The sequence below is a fragment of the Aeromicrobium ginsengisoli genome (assembly GCF_004134905.2).
In the GTDB taxonomy this organism is placed as follows: domain Bacteria; phylum Actinomycetota; class Actinomycetes; order Propionibacteriales; family Nocardioidaceae; genus Aeromicrobium; species Aeromicrobium ginsengisoli.
On record NZ_SDPQ02000003.1, the window covers coordinates 149,602 to 165,162 of the forward strand.

General features: G+C 70.0%; 16 protein-coding genes. 8 read left to right on the forward strand and 8 right to left on the reverse strand.

The window, feature by feature from the left end; all coding sequences use genetic code 11:
- The first annotated feature begins 14 nt into the window (after window positions 1-14).
- Entirely contained in the window at window positions 15-395 is a 381-nt protein-coding gene (locus ESP70_RS13800; RefSeq protein WP_149689905.1) for a cupin domain-containing protein, read from the forward strand.
- Window positions 396-407: 12 nt separating this feature from the next.
- Complete coding sequence (locus ESP70_RS13805; RefSeq protein WP_149689906.1) at window positions 408-1,709, forward strand: cation:proton antiporter domain-containing protein; 1,302 nt, start codon at window positions 408-410, stop codon at window positions 1,707-1,709.
- Window positions 1,710-1,719: 10 nt separating this feature from the next.
- On the opposite strand, the gene ESP70_RS13810 is transcribed toward ESP70_RS13805, so the two are convergent.
- On the reverse strand, window positions 1,720-2,820 hold the full coding sequence (locus tag ESP70_RS13810) for a calcium:cation antiporter (RefSeq protein ID WP_149689907.1): 1,101 nt from the start codon (window positions 2,818-2,820) through the stop codon (window positions 1,720-1,722).
- An 82-nt stretch (window positions 2,821-2,902) separates the two neighbouring features.
- On the opposite strand from ESP70_RS13810, the gene ESP70_RS13815 reads away from it, so the two are divergent.
- Genes ESP70_RS13815 through ESP70_RS13835 form a run of 5 tightly spaced genes read left to right on the forward strand, consistent with a single transcriptional unit; the run spans window position 2,903 to window position 6,892 of the window.
- Window positions 2,903-3,610, forward strand: coding sequence for a lysoplasmalogenase (locus ESP70_RS13815; RefSeq protein WP_149689908.1), 708 nt, complete (start codon window positions 2,903-2,905; stop codon window positions 3,608-3,610).
- Between the two features lie 30 nt (window positions 3,611-3,640).
- On the forward strand, window positions 3,641-4,195 hold the full coding sequence (locus ESP70_RS13820; protein WP_149689909.1) for an RNA polymerase sigma factor: 555 nt from the start codon (window positions 3,641-3,643) through the stop codon (window positions 4,193-4,195).
- On the forward strand, window positions 4,192-5,253 hold the full coding sequence (locus ESP70_RS13825) for a CU044_5270 family protein (protein ID WP_149689910.1): 1,062 nt from the start codon (window positions 4,192-4,194) through the stop codon (window positions 5,251-5,253). Before ESP70_RS13820 ends, ESP70_RS13825 begins: the two co-directional genes overlap by 4 nt.
- A gap of 28 nt (window positions 5,254-5,281) precedes the next feature.
- Window positions 5,282-6,043 carry a lysophospholipid acyltransferase family protein gene (locus ESP70_RS13830; protein WP_246162040.1) on the forward strand — a complete coding sequence of 254 codons (762 nt, stop codon included), beginning with the start codon at window positions 5,282-5,284 and terminating at the stop codon, window positions 6,041-6,043.
- 12 nt (window positions 6,044-6,055) lie between these two features.
- Window positions 6,056-6,892 (forward strand): alpha/beta fold hydrolase, encoded by an 837-nt coding sequence (locus ESP70_RS13835; RefSeq protein ID WP_149689911.1) that lies wholly within the window; start codon window positions 6,056-6,058, stop codon window positions 6,890-6,892.
- Between the two features lies 1 nt (window position 6,893).
- Here the strand turns inward: ESP70_RS13835 and ESP70_RS13840 are convergent, their stop codons facing one another.
- Both ESP70_RS13840 and ESP70_RS13845 read right to left on the reverse strand, forming a co-directional pair.
- On the reverse strand, window positions 6,894-8,537 hold the full coding sequence (locus ESP70_RS13840; protein WP_149689912.1) for a glycosyltransferase family 61 protein: 1,644 nt from the start codon (window positions 8,535-8,537) through the stop codon (window positions 6,894-6,896).
- Window positions 8,538-8,676: 139 nt separating this feature from the next.
- On the reverse strand, window positions 8,677-9,519 hold the full coding sequence (locus ESP70_RS13845) for an exonuclease domain-containing protein (RefSeq protein ID WP_188110637.1): 843 nt from the start codon (window positions 9,517-9,519) through the stop codon (window positions 8,677-8,679).
- 88 nt (window positions 9,520-9,607) lie between these two features.
- Between ESP70_RS13845 and ESP70_RS13850 the strand changes: the two genes are divergently transcribed.
- Window positions 9,608-10,474, forward strand: a complete 867-nt coding sequence (locus ESP70_RS13850) for an SDR family oxidoreductase (RefSeq protein WP_149689914.1) — start codon at window positions 9,608-9,610, stop codon at window positions 10,472-10,474.
- On the opposite strand, the gene ESP70_RS13855 is transcribed toward ESP70_RS13850, so the two are convergent.
- From ESP70_RS13855 to ESP70_RS13875, 5 genes are all read right to left on the reverse strand, one after another.
- Window positions 10,443-11,156: a gamma-glutamyl-gamma-aminobutyrate hydrolase family protein gene (locus tag ESP70_RS13855; protein WP_149689915.1), complete on the reverse strand. Its 714-nt coding sequence runs from the start codon at window positions 11,154-11,156 to the stop codon at window positions 10,443-10,445. The two genes, ESP70_RS13850 and ESP70_RS13855, sit on opposite strands and share 32 nt — an antisense overlap.
- Before the next feature lie 2 nt (window positions 11,157-11,158).
- Window positions 11,159-11,926, reverse strand: a complete 768-nt coding sequence (locus ESP70_RS13860) for a 3-oxoacyl-ACP reductase (RefSeq protein WP_056402392.1) — start codon at window positions 11,924-11,926, stop codon at window positions 11,159-11,161.
- Window positions 11,927-11,988: 62 nt separating this feature from the next.
- A complete protein-coding gene (locus tag ESP70_RS13865) occupies window positions 11,989-13,350 on the reverse strand; it encodes an aldehyde dehydrogenase family protein (protein ID WP_149689916.1) in 1,362 nt (453 codons plus the stop codon).
- Window positions 13,351-13,430: 80 nt separating this feature from the next.
- Window positions 13,431-14,792: a glutamine synthetase family protein gene (locus tag ESP70_RS13870; protein ID WP_149689917.1), complete on the reverse strand. Its 1,362-nt coding sequence runs from the start codon at window positions 14,790-14,792 to the stop codon at window positions 13,431-13,433.
- 28 nt (window positions 14,793-14,820) lie between these two features.
- Window positions 14,821-15,561, reverse strand: coding sequence for a FadR/GntR family transcriptional regulator (locus tag ESP70_RS13875; protein ID WP_149689918.1), 741 nt, complete (start codon window positions 15,559-15,561; stop codon window positions 14,821-14,823).

Consider the following 15,561-nt stretch of genomic DNA (forward strand, 5'->3'; position numbering starts at 1 on the left):
ATACCGTGAGCCGTATGCATGTGATCCACACCACTGGAACCACCCGGCCCGACGGGCGCCTCCTCGACAACATCGAGGGCGCGGCCTACGGCGCCGGGGTCTCGTTGATCTTCGAGGACAGCGATATCGACGGCGATGGGCCCGACCTGCACCAGCACCCGTACGCCGAGACGTTCGTGATCCGCGGCGGCCGGGCGCTGTTCACGGTGGCCGGCGAGCAGCTCATGGGCGTCGCCGGACAGGTCCTCGTCGTGCCGAAGCTCACGCCGCACAAGTTCGAGGTCGTGGGACCCGAGCGCTACATCGCGACCCACATCCACGCGAGCGAGACCTTCATCACCGAATGGCTCGAAGGGCCTCGGGCCCAAGGGGCGGGCACCGGCTCGTCACCGTAGCCTCGAGGGGTCATGGCGACCCATCTGGTCTACCTCCTCGGCGGCGCGGCCCTCCTGCTGGCCGTCGTCCTGCCGAACGCGCTGCGGACCGCTGCGCTGTCGCCGCCGGTCGTGCTGCTCGGCCTCGGAGCGCTGATCGGGCTGCTGCCCGGCACCGGCGCCTCCGCGTTCTCGCCGATCGCGCATCGCGGGTTCGTCGAGCACCTGGCCGAGTTCACGGTGCTCATCGCGCTGATGGGCGTCGGCCTCGCGCTGGACCGGCCACTGAGCCTGCGATCGTTCGAGTCGTGGCGGCGGTGGAGCGCGACGTGGCGGCTGCTGGCGATCGCGATGCCGCTGTCGATCGCCGGCATCGCCCTGCTGGGCTGGTGGGTCATGGGCCTCGCGCCGTCGGCGGCCCTGCTGCTGGGCGCCGCGCTGGCGCCGACGGATCCCGTGCTGGCCTCGGACGTGCAGGTCGAGGGACCGACCACGACCGAGGCCGACCAGGACGAGATCGACGAGGACGACGAGGTGCGGTTCGCCCTCACCTCGGAGGCCGGCCTCAACGACGGGCTGGCGTTCCCGTTCGTGCAGGCGGCGATCCTCCTCGCGGCGAGCGGATCATTCGCCGACTGGGGAGCACGGTGGGTGGCCTGGGACCTGGCCGGCAAGGTCGTCGTCGGCGCTGTGATCGGGATCGTGGTCGGCTGGGCGCTGACCAAGGTCGCGTTCCGATCGAGCCAGCGCTCGCTTCGCACGGCCGACTCCGGCGAGCCGCTGCTGGCGCTGGCCGCCGTGCTGCTCGCGTACGGGCTGACCGAGGTGGCCGGCGGCTACGGCTTCCTCGCGGTGTTCGCGTGCGCCATGACGCTGCGATCGGCGGAGCGAGGCCACGACTATCACGCACTGATGCATGACGTCATCGAGCGGCTCGAGCGGTTGCTGACGCTGATCATCCTGCTGCTGCTCGGTGTCGCGCTCACGAATGGCTTGCTGTCGGCGCTGACCTGGCCGGCGGTGCTCGTCGCAGTGCTGCTGCTCCTGGTCGTACGCCCGGCGAGCGGGATGCTCGCGCTGTTCGCGGGCCGCTCCGACCTACGGGTCGGCGACAGGAGGATGGGTCCGCGGGAACGCGCCGCGACGGCGTTCTTCGGGGTGCGCGGAGTCGGCTCGATCTACTACCTGGCGTACGCCACCGGGCACGCCGACTTCCGGGACGTACCGCTGCTGTGGTCGACCGTTGCGCTGGCAATCACGCTCTCGGTGATCCTCCACGGCGTCACGGCGACGCCGGCCATGCGCTGGCTGGACGCCAGGCGAGACGGGGCTTAAGGGACGGCGCTCAGGGGCTGGCGGCGAGGAACAGGAACGAGCCGAGGATCGCGATGTGGATGCCGCCCTGCAGCAGCGTCGCCCGGCCCGGCACGACGGTGAGCACGCTCGTGACCATCGTCAACGAGAGCAGCACGAGCTCGGTCGAGCCCAGACCCAGGACGAGCGGGCCGTCGAGCCAGATCTGCGAGATCGCGATGACCGGGATCGTGAGACCGATGCTGGCCATCGCCGATCCGTACGCGAGGTTGAGGCTGATCTGCACGCGCTTGCGCCGAGCCGCGCGGACGGCGGCGATCGTCTCGGGCAGCAGGATCAGCAGCGCGATGATGACGCCGACCACGGCCTGCGGCATACCGGCGGCGTCGACGGCGTCCTCGATCGACGGCGACACGTTCTTGGCGTTGCCGACGACCGCGACGAGGGCGACGAGCAGGAAGCCGAGGCTCAGCCACGCAGCGCGGGCCGACGGCGGCGAGGCGTGATCGTCGTCTGAGGCGACGGAGCCGTCGCTGCGGGTCGGCAGGAAGTAGTCGCGGTGGCGCACGGTCTGCATGCCGACGAACAGCAGGTAGAGGCCCAGCGATGCGACGGCGGCGAAGCCGAGCTGGCCGGGCGTGAACTCCGGCCCGGTGCGGCCGGTCGTGAAGGTCGGGAGCACGAGGCACAGCGTCGCGACGGTGCCGACCGTGGCCAGGGCTGCCCCGGTGCCCTCGGCGTTGAAGTGCGCGACCTGGCCCTTGCGCGTCGCGGCGAGCAGCGAGACGCCGACGATGCCGTTGCAGGTGATCATGATCGCGGCGAAGACCGTGTCGCGGGCGAGGCTCTCGCTGCCCTTGGAGCCGGTCGTCACCAACGTGACGATCAGGGCGACCTCGATGACGGTGACAGCGACCGCCAGGACCAGCGAGCCGTACGGTTCGCCGACCCGGTGGGCGATGACCTCCGCGTGGTGGACCGCGGCAAGCACGGCACCGCCCAGAAACACTGAAACGACGGCCACAGCGATCCACGGCAGGTCGCGGTGCCACGCGAGGCCGAACACGATCAGGGCGGCGACCGGGACGATCCCGGTCCATCGGCTGGTCAGGACGGCGAGCCGGGAAGTCATACGTCCACCCTTTCAGGTTCGTGGTTGCCGTGCCTGGGCCGGTCAGCCCTTGACAGGCCCGGAAACCGGTACGGTGACGGGCATGGTGGCCGTCAAGAGCCCGTGGCTCATCGCCTTCGGTGTCGTGTCCGTCGTGCACCTCGCGCTCAACGCCGCCGACGCGACCCCCTGGGACAGCATCACGAAGTGCTTCATCGCTCCCCTGCTCGCAGCCTGGGTGCTGGAGCAGCACGGACCGAGGTTGCTCGTCGCGGCGCTCGGCTTCTGCTTCCTCGGCGACCTGTTCCTCGAGCTCGGCGACGACCTGTTCGTCGTCGGCATGGCGGCGTTCGCTGCAGCGCATGTCTGCTTCATCCGGTTCTTCGTCCTCCGCGGCGCCCTCGCTCAACTGCGAGCCAAGCCCTGGATCCTCGTGGTCTACGTCGCCGCCGCGATCGGCCTCGTGGTCTGGGCCTGGAGCGGCCTCGAGGTCGGGCTCCGGCCGATCGTCCCGGTGTATGCCGCGCTGCTCCTCGGCACCGCGTCGACGTCGCTCGCCACCGACCTGCGGGCCGGGATCGGCGGGGCGTGCTTCCTGGTCTCCGACGGCATCATCGCGCTCGGCGAGGCAGACCGGATCGACAAGGACGCCACCGGCACGGGACTCGCGATCATGGGGCTCTACATCGTCGCGATCCTGCTGCTGACCACCGGCATCCTGAGCCGGGAGAAGCGGACGATCGCCGCAGGAGCCGGGTTCGACCCCACGATCCGTACCGACTGCTGGCCCCGGCTGCCGCAACAGATGTAATGCGTGGCGGCGACGTGGACATAAACGGTCATGACTGCCGATGAGGACGAGCGCCGCCGCGCTTTCGAGACGCTCTACCGGATCACCCTCCCCTCGATCCGTTCGTACGCCCGACGACGGGCGCCCGACGACCTGGCCGAGGACGTCGTCGCCCAGACCTACCTGACGGCCTGGCGGCGCTGCGACGACGCCGTCGCCGGCGGGTTGCCGTGGCTCTATCGCACGGCCCGCTTCACCCTCGCCAACCACCAGCGCACCGAACGGCGCCAGCTCCGCGTGGCCCAACGCGTCACCGACACCACGGAGCTCGTCGAGGCCGACGGCACAGCAGCAGCCGACGACCGGTCGCTCGTGCTCGAGGCGATCGAGCGTCTCAGTGACGACGAGCGGGAGATCCTGCTGCTCGTCTACTGGGAGCACCTGACCGTCAAGGCGGTCGCGGTCGTCCTCGACTGCCGGCCCGGGACCGCGGCAGTACGCCTGCACCGCGCCCGCCGCAAGCTCCGCGACGCGCTCTCGGACCCACCCGGTCCCCAGCGCTCACCCGCCCGTCCCACGACCCACACCGCAGAGGTGCCCTCATGAACGCCATCACCCGTACGCTCGCCGAGCTCGACCCCGAAGCCGGGACGACCACCGAGATCAGTGCCCAGGACGAGGACCTGCTCCGCGCCATCATGGCCACACCGTCGGTCGCTGAACCGACCCCGGCGCGCAAGCAGCGAACCCACGTCCGCCGCACCCTCATCGTCGCGGGTGCCGTCGCCGCCACGATCGCGCTCGGCCTGACGCGCATCGACCTCGGCGGGCACGAGGTGGGCGGCTCCCCCGCCGCCGCGGTGCTGGAGCGCGCCGCCGACGTCACGATCACGACGTCGGACCCGGTCGTCGGGCCGGGCCAGTACCTCCGCATCACGACGATCGAGAAGGGCTGGGGCAGCCCCGAGATCGTCACCTCCGATCCCGACGCCCCGCCGCCGGAGCACATCGACGAGGGCCCGCCGATCGGCAGCGACGGCAAGCCGATCGTGTTCCAAACGCTCCGCGCGCAGCACATGTGGGTCCCCTACGACCGGGCCGGCACGTGGGTGTTCGACGAGGAGTCGCACCAGCTGCGCAGCATCAGCGTCGACGGCGAGAAGTACGGCCGGGGCGAGGACCACCACGTCTGGACCTCCAAGGGCGGCGCCTCGACGAACTGGCACTCGTACTCCAAGTACCAGGACGCCAGCTGGTACGCCTCTCTGCCGCGCGATCCCGAGCGGCTGCTCGAGACGCTGCTGAAGGACGCACACTCGTACGACCCGGTCGAGCACTATGCCGCGCTGGACGAGGCCGTCACACCCGTGCTGACCAGCGGATTGGCGCCGGCGGACATCCGGGCGGCCCTGTTCCGGGCGCTCGCCAAGGAACCGCAGGTGCGCATCGTCGGAGGAGTCACCCACGTCGACGGCAAGGCTGCGATCGCGCTCCGCATGGGCTACGCGCAGGAGCTGCTGTTCGACCAGGAGACCGGTCAGTACATCGGCCACCAGTCGCGCAACCCCGGGTTCCCGGTCATCCCCGGCGTCGCTGCCGACGACCCGACGTCGATCACGACGGTGACCATCGACGTCGTGGACTCCGCGCCGGGACAGGACTGACGCCGCCGTTCGGCGTAGCCTGAGCAGCGTGCCTGGATCCGACCTCACCTACCGGGTGGTGGTCCGGATCTTCGGCACGCTGTTCCGGTTGATGGGCTACCGGTTCGACGTCCGCGGTGTCGAGCACCTCCCGACCTCCGGTGCCGGCGTGGTGGCCGGCAACCACATCGGCTTCCTCGACTTCACGTTCATCGGGTACGCCGCACGGCCCCGCAAGCGTCGCATCCGGTTCATGGCCAAGCGCTCGGTGTTCGAGCTGCCGGTCGTGGGGCGGCTGATGCGGGCGATGCACCACATCCCGGTCGACCGGAAGTCCGGCGCCCGGGCCTACCGGCAGGCGCTGCGGCTGCTCGACGACGGCCAGCTCGTCGGCGTCTTCCCTGAGGCGACGATCAGCCGATCGTGGCTGCTCAAGCCGTTCAAGCGCGGCGCCGCCGGCCTCGCGGTCAACCGGCAGGTGCCGCTGGTCCCGGTCGTCGTGTGGGGCGGCCACCGCATCTACACCGTCGACGGGCACCGCTCGCTGCGCCGGCGCATGCCGGTCACGATCATGGTCGGCTCGCCGCTGCGACCGGCCGAGGGCGAGTCGGTCGACGAGCTCTCGCTGCGGCTCCACGTGGCGATGGACGCACTGCTCGCCGAGGCGATCGACACCTACCCCGCGATGCCGCGCAACGACGAGGACCGCTGGTGGCTCCCCTACGATCGCGGTGGCAGCGCACCCGACCCCGAGACGGCGGCGGTGCTCGACCGCGAGGCCGTCGCCCGCATCGGCGACACGTTCGACTGACCGAGGAGCCCCATGACGTACGACGAGACCACACCTGTGCAGGTCGGCGACCTGACCTTCGACGTCCGGATGACGGGTCCTGCGGACGGCGAGCCGGTGATCCTGCTGCACGGGTTCCCGGAGAGCTCGCTGTCGTGGTCCGGGGTCGCTCCGCTGCTCGCGGGTGCGGGCTTGCGGGTCATCGCTCCCGACCAGCGCGGCTACTCCCCCGGAGCGCGGCCGTCGGGCGTCGAGTCGTACACGACGGATCTGCTCGCCGATGACGTCGTCGGGATCGCGGATGCGCTCGGCATCGGGTCGTTCCACCTCGTCGGGCACGACTGGGGCGCCGCGGTCGCGTGGGTCACCGCCGTGCGGCACCGGGACCGGCTGCGCACGCTGACCGCGGTGTCGGTGCCGCACCTCGCGGCGTACGGGGCGGCGTTGCAGGGCGACCCCGACCAGCAGCAGCGCGCGTCCTACATCGGCCTGCTGCGCCAGCCCGGCAAGGCCGAGCACGTGCTGCTCGAGGACGAGGCGCAGCGGTTGCGCGCGATGTACGGCGGTCCCGTGCGGCCGGCACAGGTCGACAGCTATGTCGCGCTGCTGTCGGAGCCGGATGCGCTGACGGCGGCGCTCAACTGGTACCGCGCGATGCGGGCCGACCTCGGCTCACTGCCTGCGGTGACGGTGCCCACGACGTACGTGTGGAGCGACGAGGACCAGGCGATCGGCCGGGCGGGCGCGGAGCGGTGTGGCGAGTTCGTCGACGCCGACTTCCGGTTCGTCGAGCTCGCCGCCACGAGCCACTGGATCCCGGAGCAGGATCCCGAGGCGCTGGCCGAGGCGATCCTGGCGCGGGTGGGCTGAGCTAGGCCAGAGCCTGGATGAGCTCGGCGCGGTGCTCGTCGAGGTTGAACGTGAAGTCGGAGCGATAGGCGTCGACGGTGAACCCGTCAGCGGGCTGGTCGACGAGCGGCGGCGCCCAGAAGTAGTGGATCTCGTGGCCCGCGGCCGAGGCGAAGAGGTACTCGTTGGCGGCGACGTAGCCGCGACTCGAGAGCACGACGACCCGCGCCTCGGGGTTGAGCATCATGTTGAACAGGGCGCTGCCGGCGAACCCCGCGATGACCTTTGCGGCTCGGAAGATGTGGGCCTGTTCGGCGTACGAGGTGTCCTCCGCGTGGATCACGGTGAAGCCCTGCTCGGCCATGAACGCCTCGACCTCAGGCGTGTTGGTGCACCAGCGCTGGGTGCGGGTGCGCCGCGACAGGAAGATCTTGGCGGCCCGGTTGTGCGGCGCCGGATCCGGGCCGAGACCGGCGTAGAGCGCCTCCCACGTGTCGACGAGGTCGCGGTCGGCGTAGTGCGGGTTCTCGAGCTGTGGCATCGCGGCCACCAGCGAGTCGACCCTGACGGATTCGTCCTGCGTCACCCAGAGGATGTCGTCGAGGGGTACGCCGAGGGCGCCGAGGATGTCGGCCTTCCACGACGGGAGGCGCTCCTGGTTGGGCTGGTGGGTCATGACGACGCGGAGGTCGGGGTTGCGCTCGTGGGCGATCCGCCAGCCCCAGTGCTTCGACAGCGTCTCGGTCGTCAGGTGTCCGTAGTGGGTCGGGAACGCCGAGTCGAACGAGAAGAATTCGCCGGCCTCATGGCGTACGTTCGCCTGCTGCATCCGGTCCTCCAACCGGCCGAACCACGCCGTCGCCGGAATGATGCGCTTGTGGAAGAGCCGGCCGCCCTGCCAGTGGCGGAACGTGTCGGGCAGCACGAGGTTGCCTTTGGTGGTGACTTCGCGGAGGTGACAGGTGACGTCGCGATAGCGGCGCAACGACAGCGCGGGGACGGATATCGTCGCCGGCTTGTCGCGGTGCGGCGGTTCGCCGTGCATGTGGAGCGTCGCGCGCGACTCGTACTCGTACGCCTCGCGCTGCGCGATGACCTCGCCCCAGTCGGCGCCGAACTGGTCGGTGAGGACTTCCTCGACGGCATGGTGGCGGAGGGTGAAGTGATGGGTGCCGCGCTTGCGCACGACGCCGAGGCTCTGGGTGCTGGTTTGGACGTCGATCGAGTCGGCGAGCTCCTGCCTGCGTCGGGCGGCTGCCGCGCCTTCGCCCTCGCGGGGTTGTGCTGAGGCGCGTACGTCTGATGTCCACTGCGGCGTGACTCCGGCGGCCACGTACGCGGCTCCGGCGGGCAGGGCGAAGACCGTCTGCCGGAGCAGATTGACCCGGTTGCCGGTGGAGGTCGCGTCGAGGATTGCGGCGGGCCGGGGCATGGAGCGTAGTGCGGTGAGGGCGGCCTCGACCGAGCCGTCGACCCGGATCATGCGGACCTCGACGGCGAGGCGTCTGGCGAGGTCGTCGACCAGATGCTGCTTGGGCTCGTCGAGGTAGACCACGAGGAAGCCCTCGGCGGGGGTGAGGGCCTCCGCGATGGCGTCGAGGTCCTTCAGCGCGCGGGCGAGGCGGCGTCGTCGGACAGCGCGAGCAAGCCTGCTCCTCAAGGTCACGCAGGAAGTCTAGGGTGGCTGCCTTGCAGGAGAAGCAGTGTGGACTCGAGTCGGCGGTGACCTAGTCGCCTTTCAGCGTGCCTGAAAGGCGACTGACCCACCGCCAACCAGCAAGACCCGGCGATGTCGGACGTACGCGTCAGGCGATGCGTACGTCAGTGAGGTCCTGCGCGGCCAGCGGCCAGCCGGCCGGATCGTCGAGGGGACGGCCGACTCTGCGGGCGTAGTGGTTCCAGTCCTCGGCCCGGCCGGCGAACCAGATGACCTGTCGGAGCATGAGGCTCTCGAGGTCGCCCGCAGCGACAGTCGGATGACGGCGGCCGATCTCATAGGCGATCTCGCGGGCCGCTCGCGCGTCTGCCGTCGCATCGTGGGCGTTGTCGAGCGCGACACCGTAGTAGGCAGCGACGTCGGTGAGCCGCCGAGGTCCGAGGCCGCCGCGCTCGATGCCCCAGTCGATGACGTAGGGATCGACGACGAACAGCCGATCCCAGTCGGGCTGCGCCAGGCCCCAGCGTGTCGCCTCAGCGCGCAGCATCGTGAGGTCGTAGGCGGCGTTGAAGACGACGAGTCCGACCCCGCGCTCGATCAGGTCCTGCACCCAGGCGATGACCTCGGCCAGTGCATCGACGGGCGCCGGGGCTCCGGCCAGCGCCTCTGCGGTGAGACCGTGGACCGCGGCCGACGCCGGCGGAATCGGGACGCCGGGGTTGACGAGCCCGGAGAAGTCGTGACCCCGATCGTCGAGCAGGGCATAGCTGAGCACCCGGTCGATCAATGGGTCGACGCCCGTCGTCTCGAAGTCGAGCGAGGCCAACGGCGTCAGGTGCCAGCCCGGATGATCGCCCCGTGGCGGTGGCGTCGGCGAGCACGCCACGCAGATCGTGCGCCAGCTGCCGGGGAGACCGATGAGCTGCCCGGCCGCGATCTCGACGGTCACGTCGCACTCGGCACACCGTCCGGCGTACTTGTTGGCTCTCATGAGGATCACGGTAGGTGTCGGGGCGGACAACGGGACTTCACGACACGAAAGCAGTACGATCGTCCCACTTGTTGCGGGAGGGGTTCCGATGCCGAAGACGTCCTTCGACGGCAAGACCGTCGTCATCACCGGCGCCGGCAGCGGCATCGGCCGCGCCGCCGCCCTCAAGGCCGCCGACAAGAGCGCCCGCCTGCTGCTCACCGACGTCAACGCCGGAGGGCTCGGCGAGACGGTCGCCCTCGTCACGAGAGCCGGCGGCACTGTCGTGCACCACGAGGCACTCGACATCGCCGATGTGGACGCCGTCGCCGCGTTCGCCCACCGTTCGCTCAGCGCAGCCGGAGCGATCGACATCGTCATGAACGTCGCCGGCATCTCGACGTGGGGCCGCATCCAGGATCTCGACACCCTGCACTGGCGCGACTGCGTCGAGGTCGACCTGATGGGACCGATCCACGTCATGTCGGCGTTCGTGCCGGCCATGATCGAGGCCGGCAACGGCGGCCACGTCGTCAACGTGTCGTCCGCCGCCGGCCTCTTCGGGCTGCCCGTGCACGCGCCCTACAGCGCCGCGAAGTTCGGCCTGCGCGGCGTCAGCGAGGTGCTGCGGTTCGACCTCGAGCAGTACGGCATCGGGGTCACCCTCGTCTGTCCCGGCGCCGTCGACACGCCCCTCGTCGCCACGGTCGACATCGTCGGCGTCGACCGGGACAATCCGGTCCTCCGGACGAACATCGGCCGCTTCCAGAAGCGCGCCGTCAGCCCCGGGAGCGCTGCCGCCTCGATGATTCGCGGCGTGGAGAAGGGCAAGTACCTCGTCTTCACCTCGAGCGACATCCGCGCCGGCTGGTACGCCCAGAGGTACGCGCCGTGGATCTACAACACGATCATGCGCCGGCTCAACCGCCGGTTCTCCGCAATCCTCACGAAGGCGCAGGCGACGCAGGACGCCTAGCCGCCTCCACCAACGCCCGGAACAGTCCGGCGTCCTCGATGCGTTCGGGGTGCCACTGCACCGCAAGCCAGAACGGCCGCGACGGGTCCTCCATGGCCTCGAGCACGCCGTCGGCCGCGTGCGCCGACGCGACGAAGCCGGGGTGCTCGCGTACGGCCTGGTGGTGGTGGCAGTGCACCGAGCCCTTGTCGCCCACCGCACGACCCAGCAACGTGCCGGGCACGACGTCGACGTCGATCACGCCGAACTCGTCACCGCCGGGCGAGTGGTCCTCGTGGCCGGCGATCTCCGGGACGTGCTGGTCGAGCGTCCCGCCCCCGTGCACCGCCATGACCTGCATGCCACGACAGATGCCGAGCACCGGAAGACGGGCCGCGGCCGCCGCGTCGAGCATCGCAAGCTCCCAGTCGTCGCGGTCCTCGCGCCAGCCGACCGTACGCTCGTGGGGCTCCGCGTCGTAGCGGGACGGATCGACATCGGCGCCACCGGCGATGATCAGCCCGTCGATCCGCGCCGCCACCGACGAGGCACCCTCGGGGTCGCCCGGCGGCAGCAGCACCGCGACACCCCCGGCGGCCTCGATCGACCGCGAGTAGACCGCGTGCAGCACGTCGGCCTGCTCGTGCCAGATGCCCCACCGCGCCTGCTCGCGGTAGGTCGTGACTCCGATCAGCGGTCGCATGGTCACACCGGGGTGACGTACGCCCCGGAGATGCCGCCGTCCACGAGGAACGTCGACGCCGTCATGAAGCTCGACTCGTCCGAGGCCAGGAACAGCACGGCGTTGGCCATCTCCTCGGGCTCGGCGAACCGGCCCAGCGGCACGTGCACCAGCCGGCGCTCAGCCCGCTCCGGATCGCTGGCGAACAGCTCCCGCAGCAGCGGCGTGTTGACCGGGCCGGGGCACAAGGCGTTGACGCGTACGCCCTCGCGCGCGAACTGCACGCCGAGCTCGCGCGACATCGACAGCACACCGCCCTTGGACGCCGAGTACGAGATCTGCGACGTCGCGGCACCCATCACCGCGACGAACGACGCGGTGTTGATGATCGAGCCCTTGCCCTGCTCGAGCATGTAGGGCAGCGCGGCCTTGCAGCACAGGTAGACGCTCGTGAGGTTGACGTCCTGCACGCGCTTCCACGCCTCGAGGTCGGTGTCGAGGATCGAGTCGTCGTCCGGAGGCGAGATGCCGGCGTTGTTGAACGCGATGTCGACCGAGCCATACGTGTCCTTCGCGGTCTTGAACAGCGCGTCGACCTGCTCCTTGTCGGTGACGTCGACGTGCACATACGTCCCGCCGACCTCCTCGGCGATGCCGGGCCCCTTGGCGTCATCGACGTCGCCGATGACGACGTTGGCGCCCTCCTCGGCGAAGCGGCGTACGGTCGCCAGGCCGATGCCTGAGCAGCCGCCCGTCACGACGGCGGTCCGGCCTGCGATGCGTCCTGTCATGTCTGTGTTCCTTTCGGTGCTTGAGCCTGTCGAAAGGATCGTTCGACAGGCTCAAGGTGCGGTCAGTCGTTGGAGATGAAGACGTTCTTGACGTCGGTGAAGGAGTGCGGGGCGTCGGGGCCGAGCTCGCGGCCGATGCCGGACTGCTTGAAGCCGCCGAACGGCGTCCAGTAGCGGACCGACGAGTGCGAGTTGACGCTCAGCGCACCGGACTCGACGGCGCGAGAGACGCGCAGCGCCCGCCCGACGTCGCGGGTGAAGATCGACCCCGACAGCCCGAACTCGGTGTCGTTGGCGAGCTGCACGGCCTGCGCCTCGTCGTCGAACGGCATCACCGCGACGACCGGGCCGAAGACCTCCTCGCGCCAGATCCGCTGCTGCGGGTCGTCCGCCAGCACGACGGTCGGCGCGAACCAGTAGCCGGCCCCCTCCGGTGCCGACCCGGCGAACGCCACGTCGACCTCGTCGACGAAGCCCTTGACCGTCGCCTGTTGGCCCGCCGAGATCAGCGGCCCCATCTCGCTCGTACGGTCCGACGGGTCGAGCACCTTGATGCCCCGGACGGCCGGCTCCAGCAGCGAGACGAACTCGTCGTACGCCGACCGCTCCACGAGGATCCGCGAGCGCGCACAGCAGTCCTGCCCGGCGTTGTCGAACACCGCCGACGGCGCCGACGCCGCAGCCTTGGCGAGGTCGGCGTCCGCGAACACGATGTTGGCGCTCTTGCCGCCCAGCTCCAGGGTCACCCGCTTCACCTGATCGGCGCAGCCGGCCATGATCTTCTTGCCGACCTGCGTCGATCCCGTGAAGCACACCTTGCGTACGGCCGGGTGGGTCACGAACCGCTCACCGACGACCGACCCCTTGCCGGGGATCACCGTGAAGACACCCTCCGGGAGCCCGGCCTCGAGGCCCAGCTCGCCGAGCCGGATCGCGGTCAGCGGAGTCAGCTCCGCGGGCTTGAGCACGACGGTGTTGCCCGCAGCGAGCGCCGGCGCGAAGCCCCAGCCGGCGATCGGCATCGGGAAGTTCCACGGCACGATGATCCCGACGACGCCGAGCGGCTCATGGAACGTCACGTCGATACCGCCGGCGACCGGGATCTGGTGCCCGGTCAGGCGTTCGGGCGCGGCGGAGTAGTAGTTGAGGACGTCGCGGACGTTGCCGGCCTCCCAGGTCGCGTTGCCCCAGGTGTGCCCGGAGTTGCGGACCTCGAGCTCGGCCAGCTCCTCGACGTGCTCGTCGACGAGCTGCGCGAAGCGGCGCAGGAGCCGGGCCTTCTCGCCGGGCGCGACGTCACGCCAGCCCGGGAACGCCTCGGCGGCCCGCTCGATCGCGGCATCGGTCGCCGCGAGGTCAGCCATCTCGACCTCGACGACCGCTTGCTCCGTGGCCGGGTTGACCACGGTGTACGTGTTGCTCAATGCAGTTCCTTAGTCTCGGTCCTTGGGCTTGTCGAAAGGGCGTTGGTTGCTTTCGACAAGCTCGAGGAGCGGTTGGTGCGTCACATACGTTCAAACGTGCGGCGCAGCTCCCAGTCGGTCACGGCGGCGTCGAATGCGGCGAGCTCGACGTCGGCCATGTTGGTGTAGTGGTCCACGACCTCGTCGCCGAACACCTCGCGGGCGATCGCCGAGCCGTGCCAGGCGTCCCGCGCCTCGCGCAACGTCGTCGGCACCTTGGGCTTGTCAGATGCGTACGCGTTGCCGGTCTGCTCGGGCTCGAGCTCCAGCTCGTGGTCGATGCCGTACAGGCCACCGGCCATCATCGCCGCCAGGGCGAGGTAGGGGTTGGTGTCGCCGCCGGGCACCCGGTTCTCCAGCCGCGCCGACGGCCCCTTGCCCACGAGGCGTACGGCGCAGGTGCGGTTGTCCAGGCCCCACGCGACCGTCGTCGGCGCGAACGAGCCGCCGGCGAAGCGCTTGTAGGAGTTGATGTTCGGCGCGTAGAGCAGCGTGAAGTCGCGCATCGTCGCGAGGATGCCCGCGATGAACCGGTCGTACGTCGGGGTGCGTGCGTCGCCGTCCCAGAACGCGATGCCGCCGTCCGTGTTCCGCAGCGACAGGTGGATGTGGCAGGAGTTGCCCTCGCGCTCGTTGTACTTCGCCATGAACGTCAGCGCCTTGCCGTGCGCCGAGGCGATCTCCTTGGCGGCGGTCTTGTAGACCGCGTGGTTGTCGGCGGTCACGAGCGCCTCGTCGTAGAGGAAGCCGATCTCGTGCTGGCCGAAGTTGCACTCACCCTTGGCGCCCTCGACGTTCATCCCCGCGGCGTACATCGTGTTGCGGATGTCGCGCAGCAGCGGCTCGACCCGCGTCGTGCCGACGATCGAGTAGTCGATGTTGTACTGGTTGGCCGGCGTCAGGTCCTGGTAGCCGCTCGACCACGCCGCCTCGTACGTCGTGTCGAACAGGATGAACTCGAGCTCAGTGCCGGCCAGCGCCGTGAACCCGGCATCGGCAGCCTTGGCGAGCTGCGCCTTGAGGATCGTGCGCGGCGACTGGACGACCGGCTGGTGGTCTAGCCACACGAGGTCACACTGGATCATCGCGGTCGCCGGCAGGTGCGTCAGCAGCCGGATCGTGTCGAAGTCGAGGGCGAACTCCATGTCGCCGTAGCCCTTGTCCCACGACGACATCTCGTAGCCGTCGACCGTGTTCATGTCGACGTCGACGCTCAGCAGGTAGTTGCAGCCCTCGGTGCCCTGCTCGACGACGAAGTCGAGGAAGTACTGACCGTGCAGCCGCTTGCCCTGCAGCCGGCCCTGCATGTCGGTGAAGGCGACGATGATCGTGTCGATCTCGCCCTCCTCGATTCGCACGCGCAGCTGCTCGAGGCTCAGCAGGTGGGGGTGTCGCTGGGTCATCGACTCGTACCTCTCATCTTGGGCAGGTTCACATGAGCCCCCGGAGCAGGGCTGCGGTGTCGTCGCAGTGACTCTCCATGACTCGCCGCGCCTTGGTGGCGTCGCCGGCGAGGATGGCTTCCACGATCGCGGCGTGCTGCTGGCGCGAGTGGTCGATGTTGCGGTCCAGCACCGGGATCGCGCCGAGCATCTCGTGCAGCCTGACCTGGACGTTCGTCACGGCGTCGATCAGCAGCGGCGACTCGCTCAAGGACGCGATCGCAAGGTGGAACTGGGCGTCGGCCTGGCGGTGCACGGCCTTGCCGGCCGCGGAGCTGACCCGCTCGAGGGACGCCTGCAGCAGCTCGATCTGCGAGGCGCTCAACGTACGCGTGGCAGCCGCGTGCGCGGCCCCCGGCTCGACGATGCGGCGAAACTCGAGCGCGTCGAGCAGCTCCTCGCGCGGCCGCTCGAGCGTGGTCGAGGCGCCGGGCTCCACGGGGTGGAACTCGACGACGCTGCCGCCGCCGCGACCACGCCGGGTCGTCAGCAGGCCGGCGTCACGCAAGGCGCCGATCGCCTCGCGGAGCGTCGAGCGGGACACGCCCATGCGCTCGGCGAGCTCGCGCTCGGGTGGCAACGTGCTGCCGTCGGGATAGATGCCGAGACGGATGGAGGTGGCGAGCATCTCGACGCACGACTCGAACGCGTGATGCGCCCGGAGGGGCCGGAGCACGGCAGCCGCGAGGTCGTCCTGCGCGTCAACGACGGCATCGTCGGTCTCCGCCAT